General features: G+C 44.4%; 15 protein-coding genes. 9 read left to right on the top strand and 6 right to left on the bottom strand.

Annotated features, from left to right (window positions below):
- Positions 1 to 307: 307 nt before the first annotated feature.
- The gene (locus M0P91_RS02240) at positions 308 to 742 is read left to right on the top strand and encodes a low molecular weight protein-tyrosine-phosphatase (RefSeq protein ID WP_295063879.1); all 435 of its coding nucleotides are present in this window, start codon (positions 308 to 310) and stop codon (positions 740 to 742) included.
- Here the strand turns inward: M0P91_RS02240 and M0P91_RS02235 are convergent.
- From M0P91_RS02235 to purB, 3 genes are read right to left on the bottom strand one after another with little or no spacing between them, the layout of a single operon-like run.
- Positions 732 to 1,103 (bottom strand): hypothetical protein, encoded by a 372-nt coding sequence (locus tag M0P91_RS02235; RefSeq protein WP_295063877.1) that lies wholly within the window; start codon positions 1,101 to 1,103, stop codon positions 732 to 734. The two genes, M0P91_RS02240 and M0P91_RS02235, sit on opposite strands and share 11 nt — an antisense overlap.
- Positions 1,094 to 3,460: a ribonucleoside-diphosphate reductase subunit alpha gene (locus tag M0P91_RS02230; RefSeq protein WP_295063874.1), complete on the bottom strand. Its 2,367-nt coding sequence runs from the start codon at positions 3,458 to 3,460 to the stop codon at positions 1,094 to 1,096. Before M0P91_RS02230 ends, M0P91_RS02235 begins: the two co-directional genes overlap by 10 nt.
- A gap of 28 nt (positions 3,461 to 3,488) precedes the next feature.
- Complete coding sequence (gene purB / locus M0P91_RS02225) at positions 3,489 to 4,817, bottom strand: adenylosuccinate lyase (RefSeq protein WP_295063871.1); 1,329 nt, start codon at positions 4,815 to 4,817, stop codon at positions 3,489 to 3,491.
- Positions 4,818 to 4,911: 94 nt separating this feature from the next.
- Here purB and M0P91_RS02220 point away from each other — a divergent pair, with 94 nt between their 5' ends.
- The gene (locus M0P91_RS02220) at positions 4,912 to 5,826 is read left to right on the top strand and encodes an RluA family pseudouridine synthase (RefSeq protein ID WP_295063870.1); all 915 of its coding nucleotides are present in this window, start codon (positions 4,912 to 4,914) and stop codon (positions 5,824 to 5,826) included.
- 5 nt (positions 5,827 to 5,831) lie between these two features.
- On the top strand, positions 5,832 to 6,749 hold the full coding sequence (locus M0P91_RS02215) for an RluA family pseudouridine synthase (protein ID WP_295063867.1): 918 nt from the start codon (positions 5,832 to 5,834) through the stop codon (positions 6,747 to 6,749).
- 239 nt (positions 6,750 to 6,988) lie between these two features.
- Here the strand turns inward: M0P91_RS02215 and M0P91_RS02210 are convergent, their stop codons facing one another.
- On the bottom strand, positions 6,989 to 8,710 hold the full coding sequence (locus M0P91_RS02210) for a GNAT family N-acyltransferase (protein ID WP_295063865.1): 1,722 nt from the start codon (positions 8,708 to 8,710) through the stop codon (positions 6,989 to 6,991).
- Positions 8,711 to 9,309: 599 nt separating this feature from the next.
- The gene (gene ruvC, locus M0P91_RS02205; RefSeq protein ID WP_295063863.1) at positions 9,310 to 9,837 is read right to left on the bottom strand and encodes a crossover junction endodeoxyribonuclease RuvC; all 528 of its coding nucleotides are present in this window, start codon (positions 9,835 to 9,837) and stop codon (positions 9,310 to 9,312) included.
- Positions 9,838 to 9,942: 105 nt separating this feature from the next.
- Between ruvC and dnaA the strand changes: the two genes are divergently transcribed.
- The 6 genes from dnaA (at position 9,943) to queF (ending at position 16,788) form a co-directional block, all read left to right on the top strand.
- On the top strand, positions 9,943 to 11,268 hold the full coding sequence (gene dnaA, locus M0P91_RS02200) for a chromosomal replication initiator protein DnaA (protein WP_295063860.1): 1,326 nt from the start codon (positions 9,943 to 9,945) through the stop codon (positions 11,266 to 11,268).
- A gap of 189 nt (positions 11,269 to 11,457) precedes the next feature.
- Positions 11,458 to 12,525, top strand: a complete 1,068-nt coding sequence (gene dnaN, locus M0P91_RS02195) for a DNA polymerase III subunit beta (protein ID WP_295063857.1) — start codon at positions 11,458 to 11,460, stop codon at positions 12,523 to 12,525.
- Positions 12,526 to 12,696: 171 nt separating this feature from the next.
- On the top strand, positions 12,697 to 15,015 hold the full coding sequence (gyrB, locus tag M0P91_RS02190; RefSeq protein ID WP_295063855.1) for a DNA topoisomerase (ATP-hydrolyzing) subunit B: 2,319 nt from the start codon (positions 12,697 to 12,699) through the stop codon (positions 15,013 to 15,015).
- Entirely contained in the window at positions 15,016 to 16,218 is a 1,203-nt protein-coding gene (locus tag M0P91_RS02185; protein WP_295063852.1) for an EAL domain-containing protein, read from the top strand. It begins immediately after the preceding gene.
- The gene (locus tag M0P91_RS02180) at positions 16,182 to 16,427 is read left to right on the top strand and encodes a hypothetical protein (protein WP_295063849.1); all 246 of its coding nucleotides are present in this window, start codon (positions 16,182 to 16,184) and stop codon (positions 16,425 to 16,427) included. Before M0P91_RS02185 ends, M0P91_RS02180 begins: the two co-directional genes overlap by 37 nt.
- Positions 16,414 to 16,788, top strand: a complete 375-nt coding sequence (queF, locus tag M0P91_RS02175) for a preQ(1) synthase (protein ID WP_295063846.1) — start codon at positions 16,414 to 16,416, stop codon at positions 16,786 to 16,788. Before M0P91_RS02180 ends, queF begins: the two co-directional genes overlap by 14 nt.
- Positions 16,789 to 16,948: 160 nt before the next feature.
- Here the strand turns inward: queF and M0P91_RS02170 are convergent, their stop codons facing one another.
- Positions 16,949 to 18,880, bottom strand: coding sequence for a TonB-dependent siderophore receptor (locus M0P91_RS02170; RefSeq protein WP_295063843.1), 1,932 nt, complete (start codon positions 18,878 to 18,880; stop codon positions 16,949 to 16,951).
- Positions 18,881 to 18,882: the final 2 nt, after the last annotated feature.

Below are 18,882 nucleotides of genomic sequence, written 5' to 3'. Positions count from 1 at the left end.
CCTCAAATTTGACTAAGACAACCTATAATCAAAGAAAGACAAAGATTAATAATTTAATAAATGAACTCTCCAATAAATTAAAGAAAATATGCAATGAAGGTAGCAATACAAAGCCAAAATGGGTACTTTGCAGCGTTTGATCGCTTTAATAAATTGGAGATAGGAAAAATAAATTATTAAAGATAAATATTAAAAAGCAAGGAGACAACTTGGAAAAAGAACATCTCAAAGAACGGTTGACAATCGCTTCATTAATAGCTTTGAATCATTCTCTTCAAATAAACCGAATTTACATAATGGAGCATCTATGAACTCTATTTTGTTCGTCTGTCTGGGAAATATCTGCCGCTCACCGATCGCCGAGGGGGTAGCCCGAAAGCTGATAGAGGAGGGGGGGCACACTATCACCGTCGATTCGGCCGGAACGGGGAGCTGGCACGTCGACGAACCGCCGTGCGAACACTCAGTCACCGTCGCCCGCAAAAACGGCGTCGATATCTCCTCTCTGCGCGCCCGTCAGGTACAAAAAAACGATTTTAGATCATTTGATCTGATCGTAGCCCTCGATACGAGCAATTATCGTGATCTCAAAGCGCTGGGATGTCAAAATCTGGTGAAGCTGGGAGATTACGGGCATAACGGAGCCGATGTCCCTGACCCCTATTTTTTCGAAGGCTTCGAAGGATTTGAAACCGTCTATGCAATGATCGAATCGTGCGTAAAAGAGCTGATTAACCGCTAAAGGGAAGCTCTTCATATCCCATTGAAGCTCCAAAAATATAACACGGCGCTTCGCTAACACGCCCGCTATAACTTCCAATGGCTAACGCGCAGGTGTTAGGTGTTAGTTCCACCGTGATCCCCTCCGACATATCCAATCCGCGTAGAACATTGTCACTCACGAGTTTGGCATCATTCACCCCCTCAATCCGGAACATCACATCGATCCAATCATAGCCGCGTGCGATGTCCTGAACACTGAAACGAATTTCTATGGAAGTAGGGGAGAGGGGGGTAAGGGAGCGGATTTGCCCCTCACGGGCAGAATCCGTACGTTCAAGCAGGTTTTTGAGCGCTTGAGCACTCAGAGGCTTTACTGGCACCCTTCACACTCCATCGTCCGATCGGCAGTATCGTTCTTCGCTTCCGGTGACTGGGAACGGAGATAATAGGTCGATTTGAGACCCAGTTTCCAAGCCGTCATGTAGATGTCGTTCAGGTACTTTCCGCTCGCTTTATCGAGGGTGATAAAGATATTGAGGCTCTGCCCCTGATCGATCCATTTTTGACGGATGGCCGCCGCTTTGACGAGGATGGTCTGATCGAGATCGTAGGCTGGAGTGTAGTATCCCCATGTTTCCGGGCTCAGTTTCGGTGCAACCACGGGGATGAGTCCCGAGAGGTTCTCTTCAAACCATTTGCGCTTGTATACCGGCTCGATCGCCTGCGTAGTCCCGGTGAGGATCGAAATCGAACTCGTCGGTGCAATCGCCATCAGGTAACCGTTACGCATCCCCTGTTTTTTGATGGTTTCACGTAGAACATCCCATTCGTAATTGGGGGCGAACAATCCGCCGCGATCGACGAGATTTCGTACCTCTGCCGTCGCATGGTCCATCGGGAGGATACCTCGGCTCCATTTGGACCCTTCGAATTCGGCATACGACCCTTTTTCGACGGCAAGATCGCTGGACGCTTTAATCGCGTTATAACTCACCGCTTCCATCACTTCATCGATCTTGTCGAAATGCTCCTGCGACCCCCAAACGATTTTTTGTTCCGCCAACATCTGCGCTTCCCCCATGACCCCCAGACCGATCGCGCGGCTGCGCATGTTGGTCCGCTTCACTTTTTCGAGAGGGTAGAAATTCAGATCAATAACATTATCAAGGGCACGGATTGCAACCGGAACGATCCGGTCAATATCCTCTTTCGTATTCACACGCGAAAGGTTAACCGAAGCAAGGTTACATACCGCCGTCGCTCCGTCGATTTTCTCTTTTTCGACGATATAGATTTGACGCCCCCCGATTGAATCGAGCGCCGTCACTTTTTTTGCCGGTTTTTCGATTCCGCTGTCGACACGGACCCTTTCATCCTCTTCGTAAGTCAGGAAACTGCCGTCTTCAAATTTAATCTTCGTCCGATAGTGGTTCGGCTGGGTGTTTTGAAAAATCTCGGTACACAGATTCGAACTGCGGATAATCCCAAAATGGTCATTCGGGTTGGCACGGTTGGCACTGTCTTTGAAACACAGGAACGGGCTCCCCGTCTCAAAATAGCTGGTGAGAATTTTTTTCCATAAATCTTTCGCTTTTGTATGCTCTTTAACGACGCTCTTATCGTGTTCTAGCTCCAGATAACGCGCTTCAAATGCCGCCCCGTGCAATTCGGAGAGATCTTTCACGTCAAACGGGTCGAACATCGTCCAGATACCGTCTTCGATAACCCGCTTCATAAAAATATCGTTGATCCATAGGGCAGGGAAGAGGTCATGGGCACGACGGCGCTCTTCACCGGAGTTTTTCTTGATATCCAGAAAGTCTTTAACATCCATATGCCACGGTTCAAGATAAACGGCGATTGCCCCTTTACGGGTCCCCAGCTGATCGACTGCGATCGCGATGTCATTGGTGATTTTCAAAAACGGCACCGTTCCGCCGGCGGCGTTTTTATGGCCGTCGATGAACGATCCCATTGCACGTACCTGCGTCCAGTCCCAGCCGATCCCGCCGCCGAATTTGGAGAGGAGGGCCATCTCTTTGTAGGCATCGAAAATCCCTTCGATGTTATCGGGACTTGAACCGATGTAACACGAACTGAGCTGGTGACGTGTCGTCCGTGCATTCGAGAGGGTAGGGGTTGCCAGCATCACCTCAAACTTGGAGATCATATCATAGAATTTTTTGGCCCATCCCTGAGCGTCCGTCTCATTTTGCGCCAAAAACATCGCAACCGCCATAAACATATGCTGCGGCAATTCGATCGGGTCGCCATTGCGGTCTTTGATCAGATAGCGGTCATAAAGGGTTTTAACCCCAAGGTAGTTAAATTCCAGATCCCGTTCGGGGACGATGTATTTGTCGAGATCGCTCAGATCGTATTTCTCTTTTAATCCCAGAAGAATACGCCCCTCCGTCTCGCCGCGTTCAAAATAACTCTCTAAACTGCTGTAACCCGTAAATCCGTTGACTCGGTGGTACAAATCGTAAAGAAAAAGGCGTGATGCGACAAACGTCCAGTTAGGGCTGTCAATATCAATTTTATCGACAGCGGTTTTGATCATCGTATGCTGAATCTCATTGCTCGTAATTCCGTCACGAAACTGGATCTGTGCGTCCACTTCCAATTCGCTCTGGGATACATTGGCAAGCCCTTTGACGGCGGCAGAGGTATATTTTTGAATTTTGGTAATATCGAGCGGCTCACGTCGGCCGTTACGTTTGATAATGGTTAGCATCTTTCTCCCTTTGAACTTCTATTTTGGATTATTTGAATACTCTGGCAAAAATACGGTCTACATTTTTCGTGTAGTAATCAAAATTGAAACATTCGCGAATCGCCTCTTCGCTCAAACTTTGCCCCAGCTCTTCGTCATCCAACAAATACTGAAGATAGAGGCTCTCCCCTTTTTCGTTGACGGCACTTTTCCCCTGTTGCAACCCTTCCCACACTCTCATCGCGTTACGCTGAACGATACGGTAGGCATCCTCACGGCTTACCCCTTTAAGCGGAAGCTCCAACAGTACCCGCTGAGAGAAAACCAAACCGCCCGTTAGGTTGAGGTTACGCATCATGTTTTCCGGATAGACGACGAGATTGGCGATAACGCTGTTAAAACGGTGGAGCATAAAATCGGACGTGACAAAGCTGTCCGGCAACCAAAAACGTTCCGTCGAGCTGTGGGAGATATCGCGCTCATGCCATAACGCGACGTTTTCCATCGCCGGAACGACATAGGCACGAACCATACGGGCCAAACCGGTGATGTTTTCGGTCAAAATAGGGTTACGTTTGTGTGGCATTGCGGATGACCCTTTCTGCCCTTTGGAAAAATATTCCTCACACTCGTAGACTTCCGTACGTTGCCAATGACGTACCTGCACGGCAAATTTTTCGATCGAACTGGCAAGAAGGGCCAACGCGCTTGCCAAACGGGCATAACGGTCACGCTGTATAACCTGGTTAGAAGCGGGAGCCGCTTTAAGCCCTAACGCTTCACATGTATATTCTTCAAGCTCTAACGGTGCGTGAGCGAAGTTCCCCATTGCCCCCGATACCTGACCGACGGCAATGACCTCCATCGTTTGTTCCAGGTTTGTTAGGTGGCGTGCCATCTCATCGTACCATACCGCTAACACGAGGCCAAACGTAATCGGTTCACCGTGGATACCGTGGCTGCGCCCTACCATCAACGTCATCTTGTGTTCTTCTGAGCGCTTCTTGATCGATTCCATCACCATTTTGACATCATCGATAATCAATGCAAGAGAATCACGCATCTGAAGAGCCACTGCCGTATCGACCGTATCCGAAGAGGTCATGCCGTAATGAAACCAACGGCTCTCTTCTCCGAGAGTTTCGGATACCGATGTCGTAAACGCGATAAGGTCATGTTTCGTTACCGCTTCGATCTCATCAATCCGTTCAACACTGAATCCCGCATTCTTTACGATCTTCTCTGCGTCCTCATCCGGGATAAGTCCCAATCTGTTCCATGCCTGTACAACCGCTTTTTCAACATCAAGCCATGCTTGATATTTTGCTTGGATGCTCCATTTGGATTTCATCTCTTCTCTGGCGTAACGATCTACCATGATTTGCTTTCCTTAGTATGCTAAAATGCGCTTTTAGATATCGCGCTTAAACTATATTTTTAGTCTATCCAACCCTCCCTAAAAAGGAATTAAATTGCCCTTTATTACCAAGAAGCTTCATGCCCCTACGCGACAAAAAGCTTTTTTATTTTTAATCCAAGAGCTAGGGATAACCCAAAGCGAAGCGCAGCGGCTCATCTCCAAAGGGAGACTCTCTCAAAACGGTATTGTCATGTCCAATAACGCGGGGTATATCGAAGGAGATTTTGATTTTATCTGTTTTGAACCTGTTTCATTCGGTCTGATACCGACATTTGTAACGGAAGAGTTTGCCGTATATGATAAGCCAAGCGGATTGCTTGTCCACCCTCAAAATCGTCACACCCCTTATTCGCTCAATGATGAGATCAAACACCGTTTCGGCCACGAGGCCAATATCACCCATCGCATCGATCAAGAGACGAGCGGTTTGGTTTTAGCCGCACGCAACAAAATATCCGAGCGGATTTTAAAAATGATGTTTGAAGAGCGCCAAATCACCAAACGCTATCTCGCACTAATCAAAGGGCATCTACAAGAGCCGCTCGATATACAAGAGCCGCTATTGCGGCGTGAAGACCCCGATTCTGTCATACGTATGATCGTACGGGTTCATCCGGAGGGGAAAGCATCTCGCACCTTCATTAAGCCTCTGCACTATTTTCCGGAAACCGACACCACCCTCGTCGAAGCTTCCCCCTATACCGGACGGCAGCATCAGATACGGGTTCATTTGTTTCACGTGAAACATCCTATCGTCGGCGATCCTATCTATAATCAAGATGAAAACGATGCCGTCCGTTTTTTAGACAGAGAGATGTCGGCAGAAGAACGGTATGCCAATACCGGAGCATCACGCCTTTTACTCCATGCCCATTCGCTTGAATTTACCTATGGCGATAATCCATACCATATCGTATCCAGAGAAGATTTTATTACACAGTGTTTCGACGCTATGAAAGCGAAATGATTTTCATGCCTTTCATTACTAAAAAACTTCATTCGCCTAAGTATCAAATGGCCCTCACCTTTTTGATGGATGAGTTAGGACTAACCCGCAGCGAAGGACAACGTCTGATTGCCAGAGGCCGTTTGTCCCAAAACGGTACCGTTATGTGTGATCAATTCGGATACATTGAGGGTGATTGTGAGTTCATCTGTTTTGAGCCCTCTACCCAAGGATTCAAACCGATGTTTGTCACTAACGACTTTGCCGTGTATGACAAACCGAGCGGTTTGAGTGTCCATCCTCACAGCCGCCTCTCCCCCTATACGCTGAACGATGAGATCAAACATCAGTTTGGAGATGATGCTAACGCAACCCATCGTATCGATCAGGAAACAAGCGGCTTGGTTTTAGTATCACGCAACAAAAAAAGCGAGGCTGTTTTAAAACGGTTATTCTCACAACGCGCTATAACCAAACGCTATCTTGCACTGGTCAAAGGTCATTTGAGTGAATCTCTTGACATTCATGAACCCCTATTTCGAAACGATCATCCTAACCTTTTAATCAGTATGGTGGTCAAAGTTCATCCCGAAGGGAAAAAAGCTCATACGATTATCAAACCCCTCCGTTATTTTCCCGAACACGATATGACGTTGGTAGAGGCATCGCCGTTAACCGGGCGCACCCATCAGATACGGGTTCATTTGTTTCACGTGAATCATCCGATCATCGGCGATCCGGTCTACGGCCCTGAAGAAGAGGAGATCGTCCGTTTTATAAAAAAAGAGTTGAGCGCTCAAGAACGACTGAAAAAAAGCGGTTCGACACGTCTATTGCTTCACGCCCAGTCGCTTGAATTTGAGTATGAAAATGAGGTGTATCGCATTGAGTCGGAAAAAGATTTTGTCAAAGAGTGTTTTGAAGCGATGAATGTTGATCACTGACACTATAGCGTCAATCTTTAACGGTATATACGTATAAGGTTGGTAATCTCCCGTATCCGAAAGATACGGGTAGCTTCAGGGGGTGGGTAACATCAGTTTTTTTATTAGAGTTCTTGCAGAACTCTCTTTTAAACGTGCTTTGAGCAAAGCCCAAAGCACTACGCTAGCCGCTATGGCGCTAAAGCTTGCCTCTTCGAGGCAGAAAACTTCTTGCATAGCAAGGTTATGCAAGAAGTCTATTAAACAGCCTGTATATAGCGTTGCCGTTTTACCGCTTTTATTTTTGCTATCTCTACCAAAATATATCCGTCGATACAATTATTAAAATCGACATCGATCCCGAAATCGATAAATTGAGCACCCCCCTCTTCACACAACTCACTGTATTGTTTATAAAGGGTTGGAACCGCAACGTCAAACGTTTTAAGATAATCCTTCAGCACTCTAAAATCTTCAGTGTAATTATTTCCGGAAAAAAGTTCTCCAAATTCCGCCTCTACGAAGTCAGAGAGGCGATAGGGTGATTTTGCTTTCAGATAACTGTGATCCGATCCGAAATAAAGATTGTAAAAATAGACCAGCGCTTCTTGTGCATGTTTCGGATAACTCCCCGATATGCTTACCGGCCCGATCATGTATTTGATGTGCGGATTATGACTCAGATACGCACCGATCCCCTGCCATAGATAATCCAGTGCCCGCGTTCCCCAATATTTCGGTTGCACAAAACTGCGTCCCAATTCAATCGCATCTTCTAAAATCGGATCAAACCGTTCATTGATATCACACAGATCACTCAGATAGAGTCCCTCTTGTCCCAGCCATGAAAGGATCCATCCGCATTCACCGATACGATAAGCCCCTACCACTTCCAGCGCTTCATCGTCCCATAAAACGAGGTGATGATAATAACGGTCGTATTCGTCCAGATCTTTTGCCTTTCCGCTCCCTTCACCCACTTTTCGAAACGAGTACTCTCTCAAGCGCCCGATTTCGTTAATCAGATTGGGAGCATTTTCATGTTCAATCAAATAAATGTGTTTGTTATCGCTTGTCGTACCGATCCGTTCACCGAATTTTAATTCGGCACGGATATCTTGCCGCGATACCGGATGGGCGATCGAACATTCGGTAGGATAGATCCCCACTTTCCCTTTTGCGATTCGAAGCAGATGTTTTCGAAAAAGTTTTGCATGATGTTTATCGGTCAGATTAAAATCGTTTAACGCTTTTTCGCTCACCAGTTTGCCGATTGTCATATCAAAAACCCGATTGCGTGCGGCAAACATCTCATGACTGAGCAGCAATGTCCCCAACGGTTTGTAAATCCATGATGCGGTATAAAACAGCGAACTGTTTCTTGCCCGGATAAAAATGGGGAGGATGGGGGCGTTATTGCGTTTGGCAAATTTTACAAATCCCCCTTTCCACGCCCCCTCTTTGAGTCCGAACATCCCCCCTCGCGAAACTTCTCCGCTCGGAAAAAAAATAACCGCCTCTTCTGCGCGCAATGCCGTATCAATTTGTCGTAATGCGTATTTTGAGACTTTTTCATTCATGTTATCGACACTGATTAAAAATTCTTTGAGCTGCGGTATGGAGGAGAGCATCTTGTTGGCAACAATTTTCACTTTTTGATCTTGTCGGACGTGGCACACCATTTGAATGAGAGAAAGGGCATCCAACGCACCGAGAGGATGATTGGCGATGATAATGACTTTTCCGATGGCCGGTATATTTTCTACTTGACGATTGTTGATTTTATACGATACATTTAAATGTTCCAGAGCCGCGTCAATAAATGCCAAACCGGTTTTTTGTTCATGCATTGCCATAAATCGATTAATCGAATTTTCATGAACGATCCACTGTGAAATTTTGACAACGCTTTTTGAAATAAGATCAGGATATTCAAATAATTTTGGATACTCTTTTTTTAGGATATATTCGATACTCACCATTTTCATTCTCCTGAATGTGATGGTATATGGTAGAGAATAACCATTTCAAATCAATTACGGTTTGATTACCCCTCCGTAATCATCTCAAAAATGTGAATAACTTTTTGAAATAAAAACTTAAAAATTATTTAAATCATTTAAAATTGATGCAATTCCCTGAAATAGGGAGTTTGCGGAGTTTTCAACAATGAAATTCAGTTCTATTTTAGATAAATATTTTCTGAATTTAAATGGATTCACACCATTATGAGGGGGATTCGCCTCACATTTTGTTCACATTTCACTCACAGTGTGAATGTTGAAAAATTGAGCAGATTTTTGATCTGTTTTTAAAGATACGCAAGGGATTTCGCAGATTATTAAAACAGAGGGGTATTAAGTCTTAACCCTATCATCAATTGAAAAAAATTAAGCCCCTCTAAGACTCTTTCGATACACTTTCGGCCGAGCGACCTTCCTGGTGTGTCGGTCGCTTATTACTTATTTTTGATACGTCATCGGAACAAGTCCCGATTGACTACGCTAACGCTTTCCTACGATAGTACTTCGTACAATATCTTCGGTTTCGAACCTACAAACGTGAAACTATTCACATTTGCTTAACGGCTCTCATCTTCGGCAGAATGCCCACGCGCAGTTACACCGCGCTTATTTTTCTCCAACTTCACTCTTTGGGCATGGGTAATCGCTACTGCCATCGCATCGGTAATATCCATCGGCTTAATCTCTTTTGTAATCCCTAAAATCTGTTTCACCATAAATGCCACCTGTTCTTTGGCCGCTTTGGCTTTACCCGTTAACGCTTTTTTCACCTGCAACGCCGTATATTCGGCAAACATTCCGTGTTCCTGCAAAAGTTTGAGGGTAATTGCTCCGCGAAACTGTGCCAGTTTTAACACCGTTTTCGGGTTATGGGCATAAAAAATATCTTCCATCGCTACTTCATCGATCGTATGCGTTCTAAAAATCTGTTCCAACGCTTCAACCACCTGCGGAATCTGATATTGGAGTGTTTCACTTTTAATTTTGATTAATCCCGCTTCGATCAAACGGATCTTTTGTCCCTCAATCATGACGATGGCATAACCGCAATTACGTGTCCCCGGATCGATCCCTAGTATCATCATATTCACTCCTATTCACCCCTGTGAATTATTTCATTCACATAAATTTTATCCCTAATTATAGGGAAAAAACGGTATTATTCACATAGCTATTCACAGGGGTATGTAATGAATTCGATCGGTAAACAAGTTTTAAATGCACTCAAAAATGAGATCAGCGAGCTTGATTATTCACGCTATATTAAACAACTTCAATTCAATGAAGAACAATCCAAAAGCAATCTTGCCGTTTACAATGCACCCAATGCGTTGATCGCCAATTGGATTCGAACCAAATATGCCGATAAAATTGCCCACCTGTTTGAAGTCAATACCAATATAAAACCGACCGTTATTATCAGTGTCCTCACCGCGAGTACTGCTTCCTCTACCCCGAATGCTCCGGTTGTCGTCCCGGAAAGAACCATCACCTCATTATTGAACCCCTCTTATACCTTTCAAAATTTCGTCGTAGGGGGATCCAATAACTTTGCCTACATCGCCGCAAAAAATGTGAGTGAAAAACCGGGGATGGTTTATAATCCCCTCTTTATCTACGGCGGCGTGGGTTTGGGGAAAACCCACCTCATGCACGCGGTCGGCAATGTCATGGCGGCTCAGGGAAAAACGGTCATTTATACCTCGGTGGAACAGTTTCTCAACGACTTTTCAAGACACCTCAGTAACCGTACGATGGACCGGTTCAAAGACAAATACCGTAAATGCGACCTTCTTTTGATTGACGATATTCAGTTTTTAAGCGGTAAAAATCAGATACAGGAAGAATTTTTCCATACCTTTGAAGCACTTCGCAATGAAAACAAACAGATCATTATCACCTCCGATAAAAAACCCAAACAAATCGGCGGACTGGAAGAGAGGCTCAAAAGCCGCTTCGAATGGGGACTGGTCGCCGATATTCAACCCCCCGAACTCGAAACCAAAATCGAAATCATCAAGAAAAAGTGTGAAATCAACCGTGTTAAACTCGATCGGGAAGTTATAAATTACGTTGCTACGATTATCGAGAACAATACCCGTGAAATCGAAGGGATCCTCTCCAAACTCAATGCCTACTCCCAGCTGATGGGGGTTGATATCACCATCGAATTTGCCCGAAATGTCCTCAAAGAACAAATGGCCGAAAAACGGAGCAATATTACGATCGATTTGATTATGGATACCGTAGCCAAAGAGCTGAATGTCAAAACCAGTGAAATCCGTTCCAAAAGCCGTAACAGCAACATTGTCTATGCCCGCCGGATCGCCATTTATCTTTCCCGTTCCCTTACTCCCAATTCCATGCCTCAGCTTGCCCAATACTTTGGGATGAAAGACCATACGGCCGTCAGTCATACCATGAAAAAGATACAGGAACTGATGAAAAACGATGAAGATTTCAAAATCAAAGTCGAAGAACTCTCCAACAAAGTTTCGATGGTCACATCCCAATAATTTTTCTATTTGTAAAGGGGTTTTAAAAAAGATATAATTCAAGAGGTGAATGGATGTGAATGAAAGCGCGCCTTTTGATCACACCCCTCCATTACGCTGATTTGGGAGTTTGCAAAGTGTTTTCACTTATTCACACCCCCTTATTACTAACTACTAGCTATTGTTAATATAAATAATAAGGAATCGCTCATGAAAATTACCGTTGAAAAATCGGTTTTAGAAAACATTCTCCTTCATCTACAACCCTTTTTAGAGAAAAAAGATACCTCCCAAATTACCTCTCATATTTTTCTCTCTACCGATGGAAGAACGCTAACCGCAAAAGCAACCGATTATGAGATAGGGCTTACCATACAAACAAACTCTCTTACTGTTGAAGAACCCGGCTCATTAACCGCTAACGGTAAAAAGCTTCTCGATATCATCCGTATCCTCAAAGACGAAGAGATAGAACTCGATCTCCAAAAAGATACCTTGCATATCCGTCAAAAACGTTCAAATTTCAAACTTCCCACGTTTAAAAGTTCCGAGTTCCCCTCATTCCCCTCTATCGACGGAAAACCTAATATTGCGATCAACTCTCAACTGCTGATCGAATCGCTCAAAAAGATTACCCCCGCAGCCGATACCAATAATCCTAAGTTCGAGCTCAATGGAGCATTGATCGATATTAAAACCAATCAGATCAATTTTGTCTCTACCGATACGCGTCGTCTCGCTCTTGTTCACATAGAGAGTCAAAATAACGAAGAACTCTCCATCATTGTCCCGAAAAAAGCAATTATAGAGATTCAAAAACTGTTTACCGATAACATCGAAATTTATTACGATAACACCCATTTGATTATCAAATCCGAGGATTCTCTTTTTTACACAAAATTGATTAACGGTAAATTTCCCGATTACACCCGCATCATCCCCAAAGAGGTTCAACGCTCTATTACCCTTCCCAAATCAACAATCATTACGGCAATCAAACAAATTACGACCATTTCCAATGACCTGAAACTCACTTTTCAAAACGATGCTATTTTGTTTGAAAGTCTAAGCGACGATAACATCGAAGCAAAAACAGCCATTGAGATTACAAACGGATTTGATGCCCCTTTTATCCTTGCCATCAATAGCCGCTATATTTTAGATTTTTTAGGTCAGGTTCAAGGGAACACTTTTACCCTTGAAGCCAATGAATCGAATCAACCCTTTGTGCTGAAAGATGAAAATTTCAAAACCATCGTCATGCCGATCGTCATTTGATTTTATTTCGGAGATGCCCTTCTCCTGAAATAAAATCGCATATCCGGTTTTCTCACTTACACCCTCTTCTCCTGCCCTATACGGCTTATTCATCCAAAATCCGTTAAAAACCTTCTTTTTAGTTTAAATCGGGTAAAATAGAGCTTTTAACACGCTATCGCGGGAGCAATTATGGAACAAAATTACGGTGCCAGCAATATTAAAGTCCTAAAAGGGCTCGAAGCCGTTCGAAAACGGCCCGGTATGTATATCGGTGATACCGGTCATCGAGGATTACACCATCTGATTTACGAAGTCGTTGATAACTCAATCGATGAAGCGATGGCAGGGCATTGTGATACCATAAACGTCACCTTGACAAAAAAAGGGACAGCAATCATAAGCGATAACGGACGGGGTATTCCGACCGATATCCATCCGGGTGAAGGGATATCAGCTGCAACGGTTGTTTTAACCGTTTTGCATGCCGGCGGAAAATTTGACAAAGATACCTACAAAGTTTCAGGCGGTTTGCACGGGGTAGGGGTATCCGTCGTCAACGCACTCAGTTCCGATCTTAAAATGACCATTTTTCGCGAAGGTCAGACATTTGAACAAAATTTTAAATGCGGTATACCCCAAGAACCTTTGGCAACAACCGGAACTACCCGTAAAAAAGGGACAACGATCGAATTTTTTCCGGATCCCACTATTTTTACCGAAACCATCATTTTCGATTACGACTATCTGGCAAAACGGTTTAAAGAGCTTGCCTATCTTAACCCCCGCATCACGATAAAATTCAAAGACGAGCGTAACGGTGCCGATAACACCTACCATTTCGAGGGGGGAATTACCCAATTCGTTACCGATATGAATAAAAAAATCGTTGTGGCTACTCCGTACGAATTCAACGAAAAAATAGAAGATATCGAGATGGATATAGCCATCATGTACAACGACGGTTATGATGAAAAAAGTTATACCTTCGTCAATAATATCAATACTCCCAACGGCGGTACCCATGAAGCCGGTTTTCGTGCCGGTTTGACCCGTGTTGTTTCCAATTACAACAAACAAAACGGCAATGCCAAAGAGAAAGATATCCCTCTTTCGGGTGAAGATGTTGCCGAAGGGCTGATCTGCGTCGTTTCGGTCCGGGTACCTGAACCGCAATTCGAAGGACAAACCAAAGGGAAACTCGGAAATACGTATGTTCGTCCATTAGTCCAAAAAGTAACGTACGAAAAGTTGACCAAATACTTTGAAGAAAATCCGATTCAGGCCAAAGCGATCGTCCAAAAAGCGCTAATGGCGGCACGCGGACGCGAAGCGGCGAAAAAAGCGCGTGAACTGACCCGACGTAAAGACGCGATGACGGTTGGAACCCTGCCGGGGAAGCTGGCCGATTGCCAAAGCAAAGATCCGAGCATCAGTGAACTCTATCTGGTGGAAGGGGACTCTGCGGGCGGTTCGGCAAAACAGGGTCGTGACCGTGTATTCCAAGCGATTTTGCCGCTCAAAGGTAAAATTTTGAACGTTGAAAAAGCCCGTTTGGATAAAATTCTCAAATCCGAAGAGATCACCAACATGATTACGGCGCTGGGATGCGGAATCGGAGAAGAGTTCAACGAAGAGAAACTCCGTTATCATAAGGTCATTATCATGACCGATGCCGACGTTGACGGAAGCCATATTCAAACGTTATTGCTCACCTTTTTCTTCCGATATCTTCCGAAAATTGTCGAAAACGGTTATCTTTATCTGGCTCAGCCGCCACTTTTTCGATACAAAAAAGGGAAAAAAGAGATCTATTTTAAAGATGATCGCGTCATGAATGCCTTTTTGATCGAAAACGGAATTGAAGCGCTGGAGATGGAAAACCTCAATGTCGGCGTAAACGATTTGATCTCTTTTTTCAAAATGGTGGACCATTATCGAAGTACCCTTGATGCATTGGAACGACGGTATGCGTTGGTCGAATTGATCCGTTATTTTATTGAAAATCCGGATCTTATAGCACTTTCTTTAACCGAATTGTATACCCACGTAGAAAAATTTCTGAACGATCAGGGGAACAATATCCTCTCCAAAAATGTCAGTGATGAGGAGATGCATCTTTTTGTCCAAACCAAAGAGGGGCTTGAAGAGCTCTATGTCAATGATGAATTGTTTGCATCGCCCCATTTTGCCGAAGCAAACTACATTTTTCAAAAAATCCAGGAGTGGAATCTCCCTTTAGAGGGGGATCTGCTGGAACTCCTGACGATGATTACCGATCACGCGAAGAAAGGGTCTTATATCCAACGCTATAAAGGGCTAGGGGAGATGAATCCGGAGCAGTTGTGGGAAACAACCATGACGCCGGAAAACCGTGTATTGCTCCGTATTACGATTGATGATGCCGAATCGGCCAGTGAATCGTTTAACCTCTTTATGGGAGATGACGTTGAACCCCGCCGTAATTACATCGAAACTCATGCCAAAGACGTCAAACACCTCGATATCTAAATGGCATATACTCAACAAGTTGAGAGATCGCGTCGATTTCGTTTAGCACTTCGGATGGGGCTTCCCATCTTTTTATTAACCCTCATCACCTTTTTTGCGATGTTTAATCAACATAAAGAGGGGTTGTTCGTCTCGTTTATCACCGCGTCATCCCTCTTGCTCGGGGTAATGGTTTATTTTATTTTTTACCTCATTTACCAAAGCAGCCGTGAAAATATTATCGATACGACGACCCATACCTTCACCCCCGATTATTTTTTCTCTTTGTATGCAAAAGAGAAGGGGGTTAAAACCTTATTGATGATCTCTTTGGAAAATATTTGGGCGATTAACGAACGTTACGGTATCAAAAACGGGGATGCGATTTTAAAAGAGAGCGTTGACAAAATAAATACATTTTTCAGTGACAAAGGGTTCGAAAAATTAATTATTACCCGTTATAAGGGGGGGGATTTTTTACTTTTTTTCTCCGGAAAAAAAGAGAATTATATCCCGTTGCTTGAACTCTTTATCGCTAAATACCAAGACCATCTCGTCAATGATATCGAGGTAAGATTGGAAAGCAGCCTCGTCGATTCAAGGCTCTCCGATGATTACGATATGCTTATCAGCCGTTTGTATGAACTCCATTTTGATCGTAAAAGTAATGAAAAATCGGAAATTTATTCCATTAACGAACTTGAAAATCAGATTCTTGATGCACTCGAAGGAGAGCGGTTTTCCATCGGTTTATGGCATTTGTCCGGTCCGAACGAAAAAATGTATGATACGTCAATCAAGCTGATCGATTCAAAAGGGGGATTAATCCACCAAAGCCGTTATGTGCCGGTACTCAATCGACTGAATAAAATGCGTAATTTAGAGATGTCCCTTCTGGAAAAAATCGGTAAATTGTGCGGCTCTCATGAAGGAAATTTTATTCTGACCATCACTTCGGTTACCCTCCGCAATCCCTATTTTTTCGAACATGCGGTAACCATGTTTGAACGTTTTCCGAAAGCCCGAGGGAGAATTACCCTGATGTTCGAAGAAAAAGAGTATTGTCATCAACTGGACCGTTTTAAACAGCAGTTGGGACACTATCGAAAAGTGGGGTATAAAATCGCATTAGACCGTTTAGGAGGATACCATACGACGATGCTCTATCTTAAAGAGCTGAAATTGATTTGGTACGATTTGATTCGATCTATGCACGCCATTTAAAAGAACAGGGGTATCAGAATATCCTTCAGGGGCTTAATTTGAGTGCCCATTTATGCGGGGCCCAAACCTGGCTGCCGCTGATTGAGGACGAACATACCGAACTTTTGGCAAAATCACTGAAAATAAATTATCGTCAGGGAAATTATCTCGGTAAAATTTTAACTCTGGACGAAATTGCCCACAAGGAAACAAACAATGAAATACGGTGAACAGATAGTAGAAAATTTCGATAGCGAAAAAGATTTTGAGATTTGGCCCAATGAACATCAAAGAGATTACGTGATTAAGGTAACGTTGCCGGAATTTACCTGTCTCTGTCCGCGAAGCGGATACCCCGATTTTGCAACGATTACCGTAGAGTATACGCCGGACAAATGGGTAGCTGAGCTCAAAGCGGTCAAACTCTACATTAATTCGTTCAGAAACCGCCATATTTCGCACGAAAACAGTGCCAATGAGATCTATAGTCTTTTTGAGACTAAAATCGCTCCTAAGCGTTTAAAAGTCGTTGCCGATTTTTATCCGCGCGGAAATGTCCATACGGTAATTGAGATTGATAGTGAAAAGTAGGTGATTTTATTAACTGATGTTATACACTTTCCGCTCATAGCCCGTAAAGTGGCGGGGACAATTTGTCCCCTGCACCCCCCTGAAGCTACCCGCATCTTTCGGATGCGGGAGATTACTAACCTTTTTGCACTTGTTTAGACAAAGTGTATAAGGTCAGTTATTAAAACTTGTAGCTATAGGTTATATTCGCACTGCGTCCCCAGTGGTGGGGCACGGTATTGGTTCCGTTGGTATAATTGAGATTGGGGGTATAAATCTCTTTATCCAGTAAGTTATCGAGATAGAGTGTTATCATAGAATTTCCCGGTTTTCCGACTCCCCACATTTTGGCCGTATCGACCGATACGTTTGCCGTTAAAAGGTTATAGCCTTCCGGTTTCGGATTTTTTAACGGAACACCGTTCGTGACGGTCAAATCGGTCGATTTTCCGAAGTAACTGTTAAAGAGGCCGATCCCCATTCCGCGAAACCCCTGATGGGAAATTCCTATTTTAGCCATCACATTCGGGGCAAACGTTGTATCTTCAACCCCTTTGTCGTTTTTGTTGTGCTGATAACTGAAATTGCCGATGATGCTCAAATTCTCTTTTGCCTCCATTTTCCCTTCGACTTCCAACCCCTGAAACCGTACATGCCCCTGATTGGTGAACGTCGTCGGTGTTCCCGGAACCCTGACGATTAAATTTCTAAGGGTTGTATCGTACAAGCTCACTGCAAAATAGCGAGTCGGTGTCTGATAGATGAGCTGGGCATCGTATGTTGCCACTTTTTCGGGATCGAGAAATGGATTTCCTTTGAGGGTCGGAGCATCGATTTTTGCCTCCTGGAGATTTGCAGATCGGTACGCTTCGCTGTAGAGAAGTTTTACCCACCATTGGTCGGATAGTCCCTGAATAAAACCGATCCGGGAGGACAAATCGGAACAAGTCTCTTCGGGTTTGTTCCATTGTATCCCTCCAATTATTTTTTGTTTCGGAGTAAGCATGTAATCGAATTGGGTATAGGCGCTTTTACTGCGCATACGCGAAGAGGGAAATCCGATCGTAAAAGCGGTGGTGTAATCCATAAAATTGGCACCGAAAAGGAGATTCAGATCACTCGCGACGTTGCCTCGCACAATGGCCTCCGTCATGTTGGAGCGGTCCTTGTAGTGATTTCTCCCCCCGGCTTCGCTGATCTGCCAGTCGAAATCGGCAATATTGACCGTATAATTCAGGGAAGCGTCCCATCCGCTGGCAATAGTGTATTGATAGCCGGCATCGATAAAATAGCGGTTTTTCTTCATCGGCTGAGAGGGGAGTTGAAAGGTTGAACCGCCGCTGTCTAGGATATTCTTCATCACCATGGTATTGAGGGTAAAATTTTTGTAAGTGGCGTTGATAACGAGATTGTCGCTCTTTTCACCGCTCTCGTAGGCTCCGGGAAGGTTGTCTTTATCAATCACTCCGTTGATCGTGTCGCCCTCGGAACGGATCGAATTGAGTCCGATATTCAATGAATAATCGGCCCCTCCTTTGAGGGTTGAGAGTTGAAGCTGACGGCGGTTGAAACTTCCGCCGCTCAGATCGATCCGAGTTTCGTTAATCGATTTTTTTGGATCTTTGGTAATGATGTTGATGACCCCGGCCATCGCATTGGATCCGTAGATAACCGAACCGGGTCCCCGTATGATCTCGATACGATCAATGGTATTCAGGGGAAATCCAAGATAAAGATCAAAATTGAACCCGCCGTCGGTTGCGTCGTGTATCGGACGTCCGTTGAGGAGAACCACCTCCCACCCCTCCTGATGGGCTCCGTTCATCGCCCGAATCGAAGTTTTGTTATGGGGGCGCTGATGGGAACTGAGCACCTGCATGCCGACGAGGCGATCGATTACATCGCGTAAATGGCGTGCTCCGAATTGTTTGATCTCCTGGGCGGAGACGACGGTGATAACTCCGGAAGCGAGGTGTTGAGGCTCTTCGCGGCGTGACGTACTGGTTACCTCGATTTTCAGGAGATCTTCGAGAGAGAGGGATTCCAGATCGTTTGAATTGTTTGCCAGAAGGAAAGAGGAAAATATTCCGGAGAATAAAAAAAGTTTTTTCATAT

The sequence above is a fragment of the Sulfuricurvum sp. genome (assembly GCF_023229695.1).
In the GTDB taxonomy this organism is placed as follows: domain Bacteria; phylum Campylobacterota; class Campylobacteria; order Campylobacterales; family Sulfurimonadaceae; genus Sulfuricurvum.
This window is presented reverse-complemented; position numbering and strand designations above follow the sequence as displayed.